Raw genomic sequence first — 14,983 nt, forward strand, 5'->3', positions numbered from 1 at the left:
ACTACTGCTGCGTACAGCATGCACTAACTTGAGTCTATTCCGCTCAACTTTCTGTTTCCCGCTTCCGTCTCAACTTCTCGGCGAACGTGTGACCGACCGCCGGGTCAGCCCCAGCAGCTCCCGGGCCGGCCCGCCCGGCCGCTGCCCGGCCGGCCAGACCGCGCGCAGCGGCCGCCGCAGGTCCAGCTCCGCCACCAGCGGCACCTCGACCAGCCGCCGGGTGGCCAGCTCCTCCGTCACCGCCAGCTCGCTCAGGCAGACCGGCCCCGCCCCGGTCATCGCCGCCGCCTTCAGCGCGGTGGACGAGGCCAGCTCCATCCGGGGCCGCGCCACGCCCCCGTACGGCCGCAGGGCCATCTCCAGCACCTCCCGGGTGCCCGAGCCGGGCTCGCGCAGCGCCAGCGGGGTGGCCGCCAGCTCGGCCCCGGTCAGCGGGGCGCGGCGGCGCGCCCACGGGTGCCCGGGCGCCACCACGACCACCAGCCGGTCGGCGGCCACCACCACGCCGGCCAGCCCGGGCGGGGTGGTGGGGCCCTCGACGAAGCCGAGATCGGCGTCCCCGTCCAGGACGTGCCCGGCGACCTCCGCCGAGTTCGCCGTCCGCAGCGTCACCGCCGTCCCCGGGCTGGCCTCGGACAGGCCCAGCAGCCAGCCGGGCATCAGGTACTCGGCGACCGTCAGACTGGCCACCACCCGCAGCTTGGCGTCCCGCCGCTCGCGCAGCGCGTCGATCCCGGCGTCCAGCGCCTGCGCCGCCTCCACCACCTGCCGGGCCCACTCGACCACCAGCCGGCCCGCCTCGGTCGGCCGGCTGCCCCGGGGCGAGCGGTCCAGCAGCGGGACGCCGACCTGCCGCTCCATGCCCTTGATCCGGGCACTGGCGGTCGGCTGGGTGACGCCCAGCTCGGCCGCCGCCCGTCCGACACTGCCCAGCCGGGCCACCGCGAGCAGCAGTTCCAGGGCGCCGAGTTCGGGGACGTGCGGGGAGAGGGCCATAGGTTCAGGCTATGCCCCCATAGAAGCCCCGGCGCTACCGGCCGCCCGGCCTTCCGGGCGACGGTGGGGACATGTCCACTTTGGCCGGTATCCGCCCCCTCGCCCGCCCCGCCGTCCGCCGCCGGCCCGACCTCGCCCAACTCGGCCCCAACTGGTACGCCGCCGTGATGGGCACCGCGATCCTGGCGAACGGCGCCGCCGTGCTGCCGGTGCGGCCGCCCGGGCTGACCGCCTTCGGCGAGGCGATGTGGGCGCTCGCGCTGGCCGCCCTGCTGGTGCTGGCCGGAGCCCGGCTGGTCCACCTGACCCGGCACCGCGAGGCGGCCCGCGCCCAGCTGCTGGACAACCCGGCCACCGCGGTCTTCTACGGCTGCCCGCCGATGGCGCTGCTGGCGGTCGGGCTGGGCACCCTACTGCTCGGCTCCCGGGTCATCGGCACCGGCCCGGCGGTCGCCCTGGACGCGGTGCTGTGGAGCCTCGGCACCCTGTACGCGCTGGCCGTGGCCGGCGGCATCCCGTACCTGATGATCACCCGGCACCGGCTCTCCGCCCTGGAGGCCAACCCGACCTGGCTGCTGCCCGTGGTCGCCCCGCTGGTCGCCTCCGCCTGCGGCCCCGCGCTCGTCCCCCACCTGCCGGCCGGGACGGCCCAGCAGGCCATGCTGTACGGCTGCTGGGCGCTGTTCGGGGTCGGCCTGCTGGCCACCCTGGTGCTGCTGCCGGTGGTGTTCACCGGGCTGCTCCACAGCAAGCTGCCCGCCCTGGCGCTCACCCCCTCGCTGTTCCTGGTGCTCGGCCCGCTCGGCCAGTCCGTCACCGCGGTCCACCAGCTCGCCGACGCCGCCCGCCCGGTGCTGCCCGCGCTGGCGCCCGCCATGGCCGACCTCGCCGAGCTGTACGGCGTGGCGGTGATCGGCGTCGCCATGCTCTGGCTGGCCGTCGCGCTCACCGCCAACCTGCGGGCCCGGCGGGCCGGGATGCCGTTCGCGATGACCTGGTGGGCGTACACCTTCCCGGTCGGCACCTGCGTCACCGGAGCCTCCGCGCTCGCCCGGCACACCGGCTTCGGGGGCTTCAGCGGCCTGGCCGTCGGCCTGTACCTGCTGCTGGCGCTCGCCTGGGTGCTCGCCGCGGGCGGCACCGCCGCCGGGCTGGCACGGGGCCGGCTGCTGGCCCGCTGAGGCGGCGCCGGACCCCCGGGCCTGCGTGAACGCGCAGCTCAGGAGCATGCGGCCGGTGCAGGAACGCGCACGGCCGGGCAACGGCGCTGCCGGGTGGTGCCGACGCCCCCGGCCCGCCCCGGTTCCACCGGAATCCACCCCGCCGTCCGGACCGTCGCGCCCGCGGCCGGATGCAGGTAGCTGCAATTGCGCGAACATGCACTCGGGCGGCACTTGTTCACCGGCCGTCACGCTGTGAGGGTGGAGACACGCCAAGTCGTCCGGGCAACCGCAGCCCGATGGTGGCGACTCGCTCTTCGATGCTGACCGCAGGTGCGACATCCCGCGCCGGTGGAATGGGGGGGAAGAGCGCCGGGCCGGGGCCCATGTGTGGTGATGGCCCCCGGACCGGACCCGTCGAGGCGTTGCTGCTCCGCCTCGACGGGAGCGCCTTGACTGGCGTACCGATGGCGGCCCCCGGACGACCCGGCGTGCGACGGCACCCGGGCCCGGGGTCCGCCGTCCCACCCGGTACCGTGACCGCCTGATCCATGATCACGCCGTACCGGCCCACCGGCACCGTGAGCCCGCCGGGCCCACCGGTGCCACGGCTCGTGCGGCGGGGAGCACGGGCAGACCAGGGGAGAGGCGTCCGGCAGGGAGAGTGCGACGTGACGGCGGAACCGGCGGTCACACCGCACCACGGGCCCGTGGGCGAGGAGCCCGACGAGGCCGCCCGGCAGCTCTACCTGGCCATCATCGCCGAGGGCGGCCGCGTCCCCACCGGCGAGGTCGCCGACGTCGACCGGGGAGCGCTCCAACAACTCATCGACATCGGCCTGTTGATGGTCAACCGGATGGACCGCTGCTACACCGCGGTCAGCCCGCGCTCGGTCAGCGACCGCCTCGGCGCCGAACTGCGCAGCGAGGCCACCCGGCTGCTGGTCCGCGCGGAGAACCTCCCGGGCGCCCTGGACGGCCTCACCCGGGCCTACGACGCGATGCCCCGCCCGACCGACCGGGCCGGCGGCGCCGTCCACGTCGAGGGGCACGTCCACATCCGCCAGCGGATCTCCCAACTGGTCTCCGACTGCCGCTCCGAGGTCCTCACCGCCCAGCCCGGCCACCGGCCCGCCGACACCCTCCAGGTCGCCCTCCTCCAGGACGTCCAACTGCTCCAGCGCGGCTGCTCGCTGCGCACCATCTACCAGCCGGTCGCGCTCGCCGACCCGCCCGCCCTCGCCTACGCCGAGGAGGTCATCCGGCACGGCTCGCTCATCCGGGTGCTCGACGAGCCCTTCCAGCGGCTGATCGTCTTCGACCGCTCCGTCGCCGTGATCTCCGCCAACGACGACAACAGCACCGCCGCCTTCATCACCGACCCGGCCACCATCACCTACCTGGTCGGCACCTTCGAACGCGACTGGGCGCGCGCCGACACCGCCGAGGCCGCCGCCCTCGGCCAGGCAACCGCCCGCACCATCCCCGACCGGGTCGGAAGGCTGCTCGCCCGCGGCCTCACCCAGCGCGCCGTCGCCACCCGGCTGGGCGTGAGCGAACGCACCGTCGCCGCCCACATCTCCCGGCTGCGCGACCGCTACGGCGCGCAGACCCTCTTCCAGCTCGGCTGGCTGATGCGAGGCGCCCGCGATGACCGATGAGCCGGGCCCGGCCGAGCGGGCCCTCTACCTCGCCGCCGTCCGGGGCGGCGGCCGGCTGCGCCCCGAGGACCTCGCCCCCGCCGACCGACCCACCCTGGCCGCCCTCGTCGCCCGCGGCCTGCTCACCCCCACCGCCACCGGCTGGACCGCCGCCAGCCCGCGCGCCCTCGGCGACCGGATCGGCCTCGAACTGCGCACCCGCGCCGTCCGCCTGCTGCGGCACGCCGAGCGGCTCCCGGGCACCCTCGGGCCGCTGTCCCGCGCCTACGACGAGGCGCGCAGCCCGGTCGGGGGGCCGCCGGCGGTCGGTTCCCGGGCCGTTGGTTCTGTGGGCTCCCCGGCCACAGGCTCCCCGGCCGTCGCCCTCGGCGGCACCGTCCTCGGCGCCGCCGAGGTCCGCGGGCGGGTCAGCGAACTCGTCTCGGAGTGCCGGGAGGAGGTCCTGGCCGCCCAGCCCGGACCGCGGCCGCTCGAAGGACTCCGGATGGCCCTCGCCCAGGACCTCTCGCTGCTCCGCCGCGGCTGCTCGCTGCGCACCCTCTACCAGCCGGTCACCCTCGCCGACGCCGCCGTGCGGAGCCAGGTCGTCCTGCGCACCGGGCAGGGCGCCCAGGTGAGGGTCCTCGCCGAGCCCTACGAGCGGCTGCTGGTCTTCGACCGCGCGGTGGCCGTCATCCCCGCCGCCGAGGACCTCAGCCGGGCCGCCTTCCTCACCGACCCCACCACCGTCGCCTACCTCGCCGCCCGGTTCGAACGCGACTGGGCCCGCGCCACCCCCGCCGGCCGCCACCTCGACCCGCCGTCCGTCACCACCGTGCGGATCGGCCGGCTGCTCGCCCGCGGCCTCACCCAACGGGCCGTCGCCACCCGGCTGGGCGTGAGCGAACGCACCGTCGCCGCCCACATCTCCCGGCTGCGCGACCGCTACGGCGCCCACACCCTCTTCCACCTCGGCTGGCGGCTGCGGGGCGAGCACCATGACTGACACGCCCGCCACCCCGTTCACCGCCGCCCGCGCCCTCCACCCCGCCGTCCTGCGCGAGGGCGGTCGGGTGCGGGCGGCCGAAGTCGGCGCGGAGGACGGGTCGGCGCTCCAACGGCTGGTGGAACTCGGGCTGCCGGTACCGCAGTTGGTGGACGGTTCGTACAGCGCGATGGATCCCCGGGCGGTCGACTGCGCGGCAGGAGCCACCGGACTCGGCTGCGCGATCCGGGTACTGGACCGTCCCTTCACCCGTTTCCTGGTCTTCGACCCCACCGTGGCCGTGATCCCGGCGGCTCCCGACAACACGGTCGTCGCTCTCGTCGAAGCCCCGCGATGCCGGCCTACCCGGTCGGGGTCTTCGAACAACAGTGGCAGCAGGCGCAGGTCGTGGATCGGGTTGCCCCGGCGGCCACTTCGATGGAGCCCGCCGCCCACGAGCAGGTCGGTCGGCTGCTCGCCCGCGGCCTCACGCAGCGGGCGAGCAGCCGACCGGACGGGGCTGAGCGAGCGCACGGTGGCCGGTCACATCGCCCGGCTGCGTGAGCTGTACGACGCGGAGGCGCTGTTCCGGTCGGGCCGGCGGATGCGGGGATCCCGGACGGGGGAGTCCGGTGGGTAGCCGCCGCTCAGCCGGTGGCGGCGCCGGTCGGCCAGTAGCCGGGGACGGCGGGCTGCTGCCGGGGGACGTTGAACTGCTCGCCGGGGGCGGTCCAGAAGCCCTCGCGCAGGGAGAGCGCCATGCCCGCCCAGTCGAGCGCGGTCTCGACCGTGTGGTTGAGGGCCTCCTGCGACCAGGTGTCGTCGAAGACCAGCGGCAGGACGGGGGCGACCTGCTCGATGGTGGCGATCAGCGGGTTGTGGGTGATGGCCTCGTCGACCAGGAGGACGATCGGCTTGCGCAGCGCCGACGCCCAGCCGAGCTCCAGGCTCACGCCGGCCGAGAGGGGGGCACCGACGTAGGCGAACACGAGGTCGGCGGACTGGAGGGCGCGGAAGTCGGAGGGGACGCGGGGCTCCGGCGCGCGGCCGGAGATGGTCCAGGCGTCGCTGTGGTGCGCGCTGTACACGGCGGCACCGCTGCGCAGGAGGGTGGTGCGGAGCGTCGTCAGCCGCGTCCGGCTGGCGAGGGTCACCACGCTGTCGGCCGGCCCGGTCAGTCGCATCAGCGGGGCGGCCAGGAACACACGTGCACGCCGACCCTCAGGGGCCTGGCTGTCGTGGTGACGCAGGTAGGGCTCGGTCATGTCGACTCCGGGGAAAGGCCGACCGGGGGAGTGAGTGTCGGCGATGCGTTGGATGTGGTCTGCTCGGTGGACTGATGCCGCTGCTGAACGGTTTAGTATTTGACGGTACATTGGCAAGGTGTGGCGCCCTGCCGAGACCATTGAGGGCGAACTGATCGTCCATCGCATCTCCGTGTCGCGTCCAGGGTTGGCCTGTGTCATCTGGATGACTGGCAGAGAGATGACGCACACCCCCGCATGCGGAAGCAGGTGACAGCCTCCCCCTGGCGTGGCACCATGTGGACCGTTATCCTGCTTGACGCTTCTAGTGGCGATTCTCCAGAAAAGTGAGGGCGTGACTGATATGCACCAATTTGTCCGCGTGGTTGTGCTTTCATTGGTTGCCGTCGCCGCCGTGCTCGGTGCCGGCTCTCTCGTGAGCGCTGCCGACTCGCACGACGCGATTGCCGTCAATGCCGCCGTGAGCGTCGCAGACGACATCTCCTGGCAGTGAGCACGGCCGGTAACTGCACGGCCGGGTAACTGCACGGCCGCGTGCCAGAGTATTAACGGACCCGCCTGAAGCCGGCTGGGCGAGTCAGTCGGAAGTCTCCTGCGCCTTTCGGCCGAGGACATATCCGAGTTGGAATAGCGAGTCGACCTTGTAGTCGTCTCGCATTTCGGCTATATGTCTGGCCAGTGTCCGCTCGCTAATTCCAAGGCGTCGCGCGATAACTCGGTGATTGGTTCCTTCGAGCATCTGGTCAATGATCGTCTGACGCAGGCGTGACACGACCTGCTGCGGCACTGTGCGGTCGCCCTCGAATTCCAGGGCCCGGCTCCAGTACTGCTCGAAGACCTCATTGGCAAGATAGTCGACGACGGCCGGGTCGTAGATGAAGGCCGCGAGGCTCATGTCATCGTCGATCGGGATCACCGCCACGCGCCGGTCCATCACTATGAGCCGCGTATAGGGCTCGTCAAGAGTGCGGTACTGGCCGCCGGCTTGGGCGAGTGTGGCGACGTAATCCCTGGTCGGCTGGTGGTATCGGGTACTGGCGTGGTAGATCGTCCGCATCTTCGTCCCACTGCGGAGCGTCTCAAGATCGTATGCGATCATTCCGGCGAGAAGATCCGGCTGCCGGGGGCCGCCAGGTTGGAGCGCCAGGGCCTCCTCGAACCCGGAACCCCTGAACTGCTCCAGCCGCTGCCGAATGAGCGCCTTCCCCCGTACATGCTCTATGGATCCTCCGGACCGCTTCGGGGTGTGGAATTCCCGGGCCAGATCCTGCAGTTCGGAGGGGAGCGATACGGCGCGTGACAGGAGTTCCAGTGCCTGACGTTGCCACGAATGGCTGAGGCTTGTCGAGAGCTGCGCGGGGTCGGCGGCCACGAAAACATTCGGATCATCACTGTCGGGTATGAGAAGGCCGATCCTCACCAGCTCGTCCCGCGCGGGATCATCCTGGTCGACATCGGAGTCCAACGGCAGTTTGCCGTCTCCTCGGATGACGGCGAGATATAGCTCTCGTGCTTCTGGCGAGAGGATGGTCAAGCTGGCGGCAAGGGGTTGCTCTCGTCCACTCATTCGCGACTCCTTGCCGTTACCGTGCTACCTGCGTCCCATCAGCGCTGGTGCTGAACGAGTTTTAGCATGCCAGATCTGGTGAGTCCCCCGGAGAGGGAATACGACCGCACTCTCTCACCGCACGGCAGCCGCCGGCACCCCCCGAGAGGAGGGGCCGGCGGCCGGTGGGTGCTTCGGTCAGCGCTTGGGGCGCCAGACGACGAGGGCGCTGGACTGCGGGGTGGGGGGCTGGTACGGGACGAGGTCGCGCCGGTAGGACGCGTGGACGGCGGCCTCGCGCTGCTGGAGGGCGGTGGCGGCGCCCTCCAGGGAGTCGACCAGTTCCGCGACCCGGGACCGCAGGGCGGTGACCTGGTTCTCCAGCTCGATGATCCGCTTGATGCCCGCCAGGTTGATGCCCTCGTCCTGGGAGAGCCGCTGGACCTCGCGCAGCTGCTGGATGTCGCGCGCGGAGTAGCGGCGGCCGCGGCCGGCGGTGCGGTCGGGGCAGACCAGGCCGAGGCGGTCGTACTGACGCAGGGTCTGCGGGTGCAGACCGGACAGTTCGGCGGCCACGGAGATGACGTACACCGGAGTGTCCTCGGTGAGGACGTACGTCGGCGGGGCCGCGGCGGCGCGGCGGGTGCGGCGGGGGCCGGCACCGGGCAGGCCCCCGCCGAGGCCGGGGCCGATCGGGGTGTCGGGGTCGATCGGGTTCATCGGGGACATCGGGGACATCTGGTCGTCACGCTCCCTTCGCCGCCCGGAACAGGGCGGCGCGCGGATCGTCGGAGGCGGTGGCCTCGCGGTACTGCTCAAGGGCGTTCAGCGCGTCGCCGGTGACGTGCTGGGGCACCACGACCTCGACGGTGACGAGGAGGTCGCCGCGGGTGCCGTCCTTGCGGGTGGCGCCCTTGCCGCGGGCGCGCATGGTGAGGCCGTTGGCGCTGCCCGGGGGCAGCTTGAGCTTCACGGTCGGGCCGTTCAGCGTGGGCACCTCGATGGTGGCGCCGAGCGCGGCTTCGGGGAAGGCCACCGGGACGGTGACGGTGAGGTTGTCGCCCTTGCGGCCGAAGACCGGGTGGGGGTCGACGTGCACGGTCACGTAGAGGTCGCCGGGCTGCCCGCCGCGCTCGCCCTGGGCGCCCTTGCCCTTGAGCCGGATGCGCTGGTCGGCCTGGACGCCGGCCGGGATCCGGACCTGCATGGTGCGGGCCGAGCTGGCCCGGCCGCTGCCGTGGCAGTCGGGGCACGGGTCGTCGACGATCATGCCCCGGCCGCGGCAGTCCTTGCACGGCTCGGAGAGGGCGAAGGCGCCCTGGCCGCGGCTGACGGTGCCCGCGCCGACGCAGGTCGGACAGACCCGCGGGGTGGTGCCGGACTTGGCGCCGGTGCCGTTGCACCCTCGGCAGGGGGCCTGGCTGGTCATCCGCAGCGGGACGGTCGCGCCGTCCACCGCCTCCTCGAAGGAGAGCGTCACCTCGGTCTCGACGTCGGCGCCGCGCCGGGGCTGGGCCTGCCGGGTGCCGCCGCGGTTGAAGAGGCCGCCGAACACGTCGCCGAGGCCGCCGCCGGCCTGGCCGGCGCCGCCCTGGCTGCCGCTGAAGAGGTCGCCGAAGTCGAAGCTGTAGCTGCCGTTGCCGCCGGGGCCGCCGCCGGCCCGGAAGCCGCCGTTGGCGAAGAGGCTGCGGGCCTCGTCGTACTCCTTGCGGCGCTTCTCGTCGGAGAGGACGTCGTACGCCTCGGAGATGTCCTTGAACCGCTCCTCGGCCTTGGAGTCACCCTTGTTGGCGTCGGGGTGGAACTCGCGCGCGAGCTTGCGGTAGGTCTTCTTGATCTCGGTGGCGGTGGCGTCCTTGGGCACGCCGAGGACCTTGTAGTAGTCCTTCTCGACAAAGTCCTTGCCACTCATGGCTTCCGCCACCTCCCGATGTCCATCGTCACTGTGCTGTCAACAGCCGGTGAGCAAACGGCTGCTGACAGAGCGCTGCGGAGCCGGCCGCCGTACTGGCCGGCGTACGACTCCGCAGCGCACTGGTTGTCAGCTGTCACAGGTTGTCAGCTGTCCGAGCCACCGTCGGACTTGTCCGCGTCGGCGGACTTCGGCTCGGCGTCCGGGGAGGACGCCTGGCTGCCGGGCTGGGGCTCCGCGACGGCCACCATCGCCGGGCGGATGATCCGCTCGCCGATGCGGTAGCCGGGCTGGAGGATCTGCACGCAGGTGTCCTCGGTGACGTCCGAGGAGTAGCTGTGCATCAGCGCCTCGTGCATGGTCGGGTCGAAGGGCTCGCCCTCCTTGCCGAACTGCTGCAGGCCCAGCTTGGCGACGACCGTCTCCAGCGACTCGGCGACGGACTTGAAGCCGCCCGTGACCTCGCCGTGCTCGCGGGCGCGGCCGATGTCGTCCAGGACCGGGATCAGCGACTCCAGGATGTTGGAGACGGCGATCTCGCGGACGGTCAGCCGGTCGCGCTCGACGCGCTTGCGGTAGTTCTGGTACTCGGCCTGGAGGCGCTGGAGGTCACCGGTGCGCTCGGCGAGCTCGCGCTTGGCGGTGGCGAGGTCGTCCGACCCGGATTCCCCGGTGCCGGCCGCGGCGGCCTCCTCGGCAGCCTTGATCACGGCCTCTTCGGCGGCGGAGTCGTCGCCGGGCTTACCGCCCTGCGGCTTGTCCGTCATGCCGCACCGCCCTTGGGCTTCTCGTCGTCCACGATCTCGGCGTCGACGACGTCGTCGTCCTTGGCCTGGGCGGAGTCACCGGAGGGGGCGGCACCGGCAGCGGCGTCGGCGTTGGCGTACAGCGCCTGGCCGAGCTTCTGCGCGGTGGTGGAGACCTTCTCCGAGGCCTCGCGGATCTTCGCGATGTCCTCGCCCTTCAGGGCCTCCTTGAGCTCGCCGATGGCGGTCTCGACCTCGGTCTTGACGTCGCCCGGCAGCTTGTCGGCGTTGTCGGCGATGAACTTCTCGGTCGAGTAGACGAGCTGCTCGGCGGAGTTGCGGGTCTCCACGGCCTCGCGGCGCTTGTGGTCGTCCTCGGCGTACTGCTCGGCCTCGCGGCGCATGCGGTCGACCTCGTCCTTCGGCAGCGAGGAGCCGCCGGTGACGGTCATCTTCTGCTCCTTGCCGGTGCCGAGGTCCTTGGCGCCGACGTGCATGATGCCGTTGGCGTCGATGTCGAAGGTGACCTCGATCTGCGGCAGGCCGCGCGGCGCCGGCGGCAGGCCGGTCAGCTCGAACATGCCGAGCTTCTTGTTGTACGCGGCGATCTCGCGCTCGCCCTGGTAGACCTGGATCTGCACGGACGGCTGGTTGTCCTCGGCCGTGGTGAAGATCTCGGAGCGCTTGGTCGGGATCGTGGTGTTGCGCTCGATCAGCTTGGTCATGATGCCGCCCTTGGTCTCGATGCCGAGGGACAGCGGGGTGACGTCGAGCAGCAGGACGTCCTTGACCTCGCCCTTGAGGACACCGGCCTGGAGCGCGGCGCCGATGGCGACGACCTCGTCCGGGTTGACGCCCTTGTTGGCGTCCTGGCCGCCGGTCAGCTCCTTGACGAGCTCGGCGACGGCCGGCATGCGGGTCGAGCCGCCGACGAGGACGACGTGGTCGATCTCGGAGAGCGAGATGCCGGCGTCCTTGATGACGTTGTGGAACGGGACCTTGCAGCGCTCCAGCAGGTCCGCGGTCAGCTGCTGGAACTGGGCGCGGGTGAGCTTCTCGTCCAGGTGCAGCGGGCCCTCGGCGGAGGCCGTGATGTACGGCAGGTTGATCGAGGTCTCGGAGGACGAGGACAGCTCGATCTTCGCCTTCTCGGAGGCCTCGCGCAGACGCTGCAGGGCCATCTTGTCCTTGGACAGGTCGACGCCGTGGCCGGCCTGGAAGACCTTGACCAGGTGGTCGACGACGCGCTGGTCCCAGTCGTCACCACCGAGGTGGTTGTCACCGTTGGTGGCCTTCACCTCGACGACCCCGTCGCCGATCTCCAGGAGGGAGACGTCGAAGGTGCCGCCGCCGAGGTCGAAGACCAGGATGGTCTGGTCGTCCTTGTCCAGGCCGTACGCGAGGGCGGCCGCGGTCGGCTCGTTGACGATGCGCAGGACGTTGAGGCCCGCGATCTCACCGGCCTCCTTGGTGGCCTGGCGCTCGGAGTCGTTGAAGTACGCCGGGACGGTGATGACGGCGTCGGTGACGGTCTCGCCCAGGTACGCCTCGGCGTCCCGCTTCAGCTTCTGCAGCACGAAGGCCGAGATCTGCTGGGGGTTGAAGTCCTTGCCATCGATGTTGATCTTCCACCCGGTGCCCATGTGGCGCTTGACCGAGCGGATGGTGCGGTCGACGTTGGTGACCGCCTGGCGCTTGGCCACCTCGCCGACCAGAACCTCGCCGTTCTTGGCGAAGGCGACGACGGACGGCGTGGTCCGCGCACCCTCGGCGTTGGTGATGACGGTGGGCTCGCCACCCTCCAGAACGCTGACGACCGAGTTCGTCGTACCGAGGTCGATGCCGACCGCGCGTGCCATCGTAGATACCTCCACGGAAGAGTTGAGCTTTACGGGCTCAAGGATGCATGACTCGGTGGGCGGCGTCAACAGGTATGAGTGCGGCTCGCTCAACTTTGCTGAGCGGATCGGTGGGCGCCCGCCGCCGGAGTGTCCCGCCGCGCCGTGGCGGGGGTGCGCCCACGTGACTGCCGCCATAGCTTGGGAATCTTCTGGAGAACCGTTGTCCACCGGTAATGTCCGGGCCGTCGGCCCGGCAAGTTACCGACCAGTACACTCGGTTCCCGAAGAACGTGGAACCGCAGAGCCTGCTCAACCGCAAAGCCGCAGGAGACGGAGAGCCGATGCAGCTAGCAGCGATCGTCATCTCGCTGGTCACATTCGTGATCGGCACCGCGCTCGCCGCCCGTGCGGCGTTGTACATCTACAAGGTGGTCCGCACCGGCGCGCCGGACCCCACCCGCTTCGGGCAGCCCGCCCAGCGGGTGAAGACCGTCGCGACCGAGTTCGTCGGCCACACCAGGATGAACCGCTGGGGGATCGTCGGGATCGCCCACTGGTTCGTCGCGGTGGGCTTCTTCAGCCTGGTGCTGACCATCGTCAACGCCTTCGGCCAGCTCTTCGACGCCGACTTCGCGCTGCCGATCATCGGCCACTGGATGATCTGGCAGCTCTTCGTCGAGCTGGTCGGCACCCTGACCACCCTGGGCATCCTGGTCCTGATCGTGATCCGGCTGATGAGCCTGCCGTCCCGGTCGGGCCGCAAGTCCCGGTTCGCCGGCTCGATCGCCTGGCAGGCCTTCTACGTCGAGTACACGATCCTCGGCATCGGCCTGTGCATCCTGATGCTGCGCGGCCTGGAGGGCGCCCTCAACGGCGTCGACTCGTACGGGCCGGAGCACCTGGTCTCGTACCCGCTGGTCTCCGCGCTGAGCGGCCTGTCGCACGGCACGCTGGAGAACCTGATCTACCTGTTCGCGATGCTGAAGATCTCCATCTCGTTCGCGTGGGCGACCACCATCGGCCTCAACCCCTCGATGGGCGTGGCCTGGCACCGCTTCCTCGGCTTCTTCAACATCTACTTCAAGCGCGAGGAGGACGGCGGCACCGCGCTCGGCGCCCTCCGTCCGATGACCAGCGACGGTCAGCCGATCGACTTCGAGGACCCGGCCGAGGACGCCGTCTTCGGCGTCTCCCAGGTCGAGCACTTCTCCTGGAAGGGCATCCTCGACTTCTCCACCTGCACCGAGTGCGGCCGCTGCCAGTCGCAGTGCCCGGCCTGGAACACCGGCAAGCCGCTCTCGCCGAAGTTGCTGATCATGAGCCTGCGCGAGCACGCCTACGGCAAGGCGCCGTACCTGCTGGCCGGCGGCGGCAAGGACATGGAGGGCGAGGAGAAGGCCACCTCCGAGCAGCTCAAGGACGTCCCGGCGGCCGCCCTGGCCGAGGCCGGGCGCCCGCTGATCGGCACCGCCGAGGAGAACGGCGTCATCGACCCGGACGTGCTGTGGTCCTGCACCACCTGCGGCGCCTGCGTCGAGCAGTGCCCGGTGGACATCGAGCACATCGACCACATCGTCGACATGCGCCGCTACCAGGTGATGATCGAGTCCTCGTTCCCGACCGAGGCCGGGACGATGCTCAAGAACCTGGAGAACAAGGGCAACCCGTGGGGCATGGCCACCAAGGCCCGCCTGGACTGGGTCAAGGAGCTCAAGAAGGAGACCGGCATCGAGGTGCCGGTGATCGGTGAGGACATCGACCCCGCCGAGGTCGAGTACCTCTACTGGGTCGGCTGCGCCGGCGCCCTGGAGGACCGCGCCAAGAAGACCACCAAGGCCTTCGCGGAGCTGCTGCACACCGCGGGCGTGAAGTTCGCGATCCTCGGCAAGGAGGAGTCCTGCACCGGTGACTCCGCCCGCCGCCTGGGCAACGAGTTCCTGTTCCAGATGCTCGGCGCGCAGAACGTGGAGACGCTGAACGCGGCCCTGGAGGACGCCCCGGTCAAGCGGATCGTCGCCACCTGCCCGCACTGCTTCAACACCATCGCCAACGAGTACCCGCAGCTGGGCGGCCACTTCGAGGTCATCCACCACACCCAGCTGCTCCAGCACCTCATCGACGAGGGCAAGCTGATCCCGGTCAACCCGGTCGAGGGCCTGATCACCTACCACGACCCCTGCTACCTGGGCCGCCACAACAAGGTCTACAGCCCGCCGCGCGAGATCATGGACAAGGTCCCCGGCCTGCGCCAGCAGGAGATGCACCGGCACAAGGAGCGCGGCTTCTGCTGCGGCGCCGGCGGTGCCCGGATGTGGATGGAGGAGCGCATCGGCAAGCGGATCAACACCGAGCGCGTGGACGAGGCGCTGTCGCTCAACCCCGACATCGTCTCCACCGCCTGCCCGTTCTGCCTGGTGATGCTCTCCGACTCGGTCAACGGCAAGAAGAACGAGGGCGCGGCCAAGGAGCACCTGAAGGTGGTCGACGTGGCCCAGCTGCTGCTCGACTCGGTGAAGGCCCTCCCGCCGGCCGGGAGCGAGGAGCAGCCCGCGACGGTGGACGCGTAACGCCCGTCGCAGAGCCCGCTGTTCGACAGTTCTGCTACAACCGCCCGGCCCGGTGGACGCTTCGAACGCGCCCGCCGGGCCGGGCTTTTGGGCGGCCCGACGGCGCGCGCCGGTACGGCGGGCGTACGGGGAGTGACGGCAATCGCACAGGCGCCGGACGGGCATTCGGTCGGAAGCAAATACAGTAGGCCCGGACCGGCTTCGTTCCGGTCGACCCGTTCCGGACGGAAGCCCCGGACGGGTGGCGACCCGCGCCGGCCGGACGGCCGGGTCCAGACCGACGACGAGGTGTCGGCCCGCCGGGCCGGGCCGCAGAGACACAAGG

General features: G+C 71.2%; 13 protein-coding genes. 6 read left to right on the forward strand and 7 right to left on the reverse strand.

The annotated features are described in order from the left end of the window. Positions 1–69: 69 nt before the first annotated feature. On the reverse strand, positions 70–996 hold the full coding sequence (locus ACZ6EM_RS06170; RefSeq protein ID WP_452178178.1) for a LysR family transcriptional regulator: 927 nt from the start codon (positions 994–996) through the stop codon (positions 70–72). Positions 997–1,067: 71 nt separating this feature from the next. Here ACZ6EM_RS06170 and ACZ6EM_RS06175 point away from each other — a divergent pair, with 71 nt between their 5' ends. The 4 genes from ACZ6EM_RS06175 to ACZ6EM_RS06190 all read left to right on the forward strand — a co-directional run bounded on the left by ACZ6EM_RS06175 (position 1,068) and on the right by ACZ6EM_RS06190 (position 5,421). Beyond that, positions 1,068–2,177 (forward strand): TDT family transporter, encoded by a 1,110-nt coding sequence (locus ACZ6EM_RS06175; RefSeq protein WP_401056117.1) that lies wholly within the window; start codon positions 1,068–1,070, stop codon positions 2,175–2,177. 650 nt (positions 2,178–2,827) lie between these two features. Then, on the forward strand, positions 2,828–3,817 hold the full coding sequence (locus ACZ6EM_RS06180) for a helix-turn-helix domain-containing protein (RefSeq protein ID WP_465771814.1): 990 nt from the start codon (positions 2,828–2,830) through the stop codon (positions 3,815–3,817). Next, complete coding sequence (locus ACZ6EM_RS06185; protein ID WP_465771815.1) at positions 3,807–4,802, forward strand: LuxR C-terminal-related transcriptional regulator; 996 nt, start codon at positions 3,807–3,809, stop codon at positions 4,800–4,802. Before ACZ6EM_RS06180 ends, ACZ6EM_RS06185 begins: the two co-directional genes overlap by 11 nt. Beyond that, positions 4,795–5,421, forward strand: a complete 627-nt coding sequence (locus tag ACZ6EM_RS06190; protein ID WP_465771816.1) for a hypothetical protein — start codon at positions 4,795–4,797, stop codon at positions 5,419–5,421. The genes ACZ6EM_RS06185 and ACZ6EM_RS06190 overlap by 8 nt, the downstream gene beginning before the upstream one ends. 7 nt (positions 5,422–5,428) lie before the next feature. Here ACZ6EM_RS06190 and ACZ6EM_RS06195 read toward each other — a convergent pair whose 3' ends face one another. Beyond that, positions 5,429–6,046 (reverse strand): TIR domain-containing protein, encoded by a 618-nt coding sequence (locus ACZ6EM_RS06195; protein ID WP_143204511.1) that lies wholly within the window; start codon positions 6,044–6,046, stop codon positions 5,429–5,431. 307 nt (positions 6,047–6,353) lie between these two features. Here ACZ6EM_RS06195 and ACZ6EM_RS06200 point away from each other — a divergent pair, with 307 nt between their 5' ends. Continuing rightward, on the forward strand, positions 6,354–6,539 hold the full coding sequence (locus ACZ6EM_RS06200; protein ID WP_465771817.1) for a hypothetical protein: 186 nt from the start codon (positions 6,354–6,356) through the stop codon (positions 6,537–6,539). An 84-nt stretch (positions 6,540–6,623) separates the two neighbouring features. Here ACZ6EM_RS06200 and ACZ6EM_RS06205 read toward each other — a convergent pair whose 3' ends face one another. The 5 genes from ACZ6EM_RS06205 to dnaK form a co-directional block, all read right to left on the reverse strand. Then, complete coding sequence (locus ACZ6EM_RS06205) at positions 6,624–7,613, reverse strand: hypothetical protein (RefSeq protein WP_401052664.1); 990 nt, start codon at positions 7,611–7,613, stop codon at positions 6,624–6,626. Positions 7,614–7,790: 177 nt separating this feature from the next. Then, positions 7,791–8,321: a heat shock protein transcriptional repressor HspR gene (locus tag ACZ6EM_RS06210; RefSeq protein WP_465771924.1), complete on the reverse strand. Its 531-nt coding sequence runs from the start codon at positions 8,319–8,321 to the stop codon at positions 7,791–7,793. Positions 8,322–8,337: 16 nt separating this feature from the next. After that, complete coding sequence (gene dnaJ / locus ACZ6EM_RS06215) at positions 8,338–9,504, reverse strand: molecular chaperone DnaJ (RefSeq protein ID WP_401048555.1); 1,167 nt, start codon at positions 9,502–9,504, stop codon at positions 8,338–8,340. A 146-nt stretch (positions 9,505–9,650) separates the two neighbouring features. Then, entirely contained in the window at positions 9,651–10,271 is a 621-nt protein-coding gene (gene grpE / locus ACZ6EM_RS06220; RefSeq protein ID WP_359897740.1) for a nucleotide exchange factor GrpE, read from the reverse strand. Beyond that, a complete protein-coding gene (gene dnaK, locus ACZ6EM_RS06225; RefSeq protein WP_359897741.1) occupies positions 10,268–12,109 on the reverse strand; it encodes a molecular chaperone DnaK in 1,842 nt (613 codons plus the stop codon). Before dnaK ends, grpE begins: the two co-directional genes overlap by 4 nt. A 323-nt stretch (positions 12,110–12,432) precedes the next feature. Between dnaK and ACZ6EM_RS06230 the strand changes: the two genes are divergently transcribed. After that, positions 12,433–14,658 carry a (Fe-S)-binding protein gene (locus tag ACZ6EM_RS06230; protein WP_401048558.1) on the forward strand — a complete coding sequence of 742 codons (2,226 nt, stop codon included), beginning with the start codon at positions 12,433–12,435 and terminating at the stop codon, positions 14,656–14,658. Positions 14,659–14,983 lie beyond the last annotated feature (325 nt).

This window comes from Kitasatospora sp. NPDC041917 (assembly GCF_055589745.1).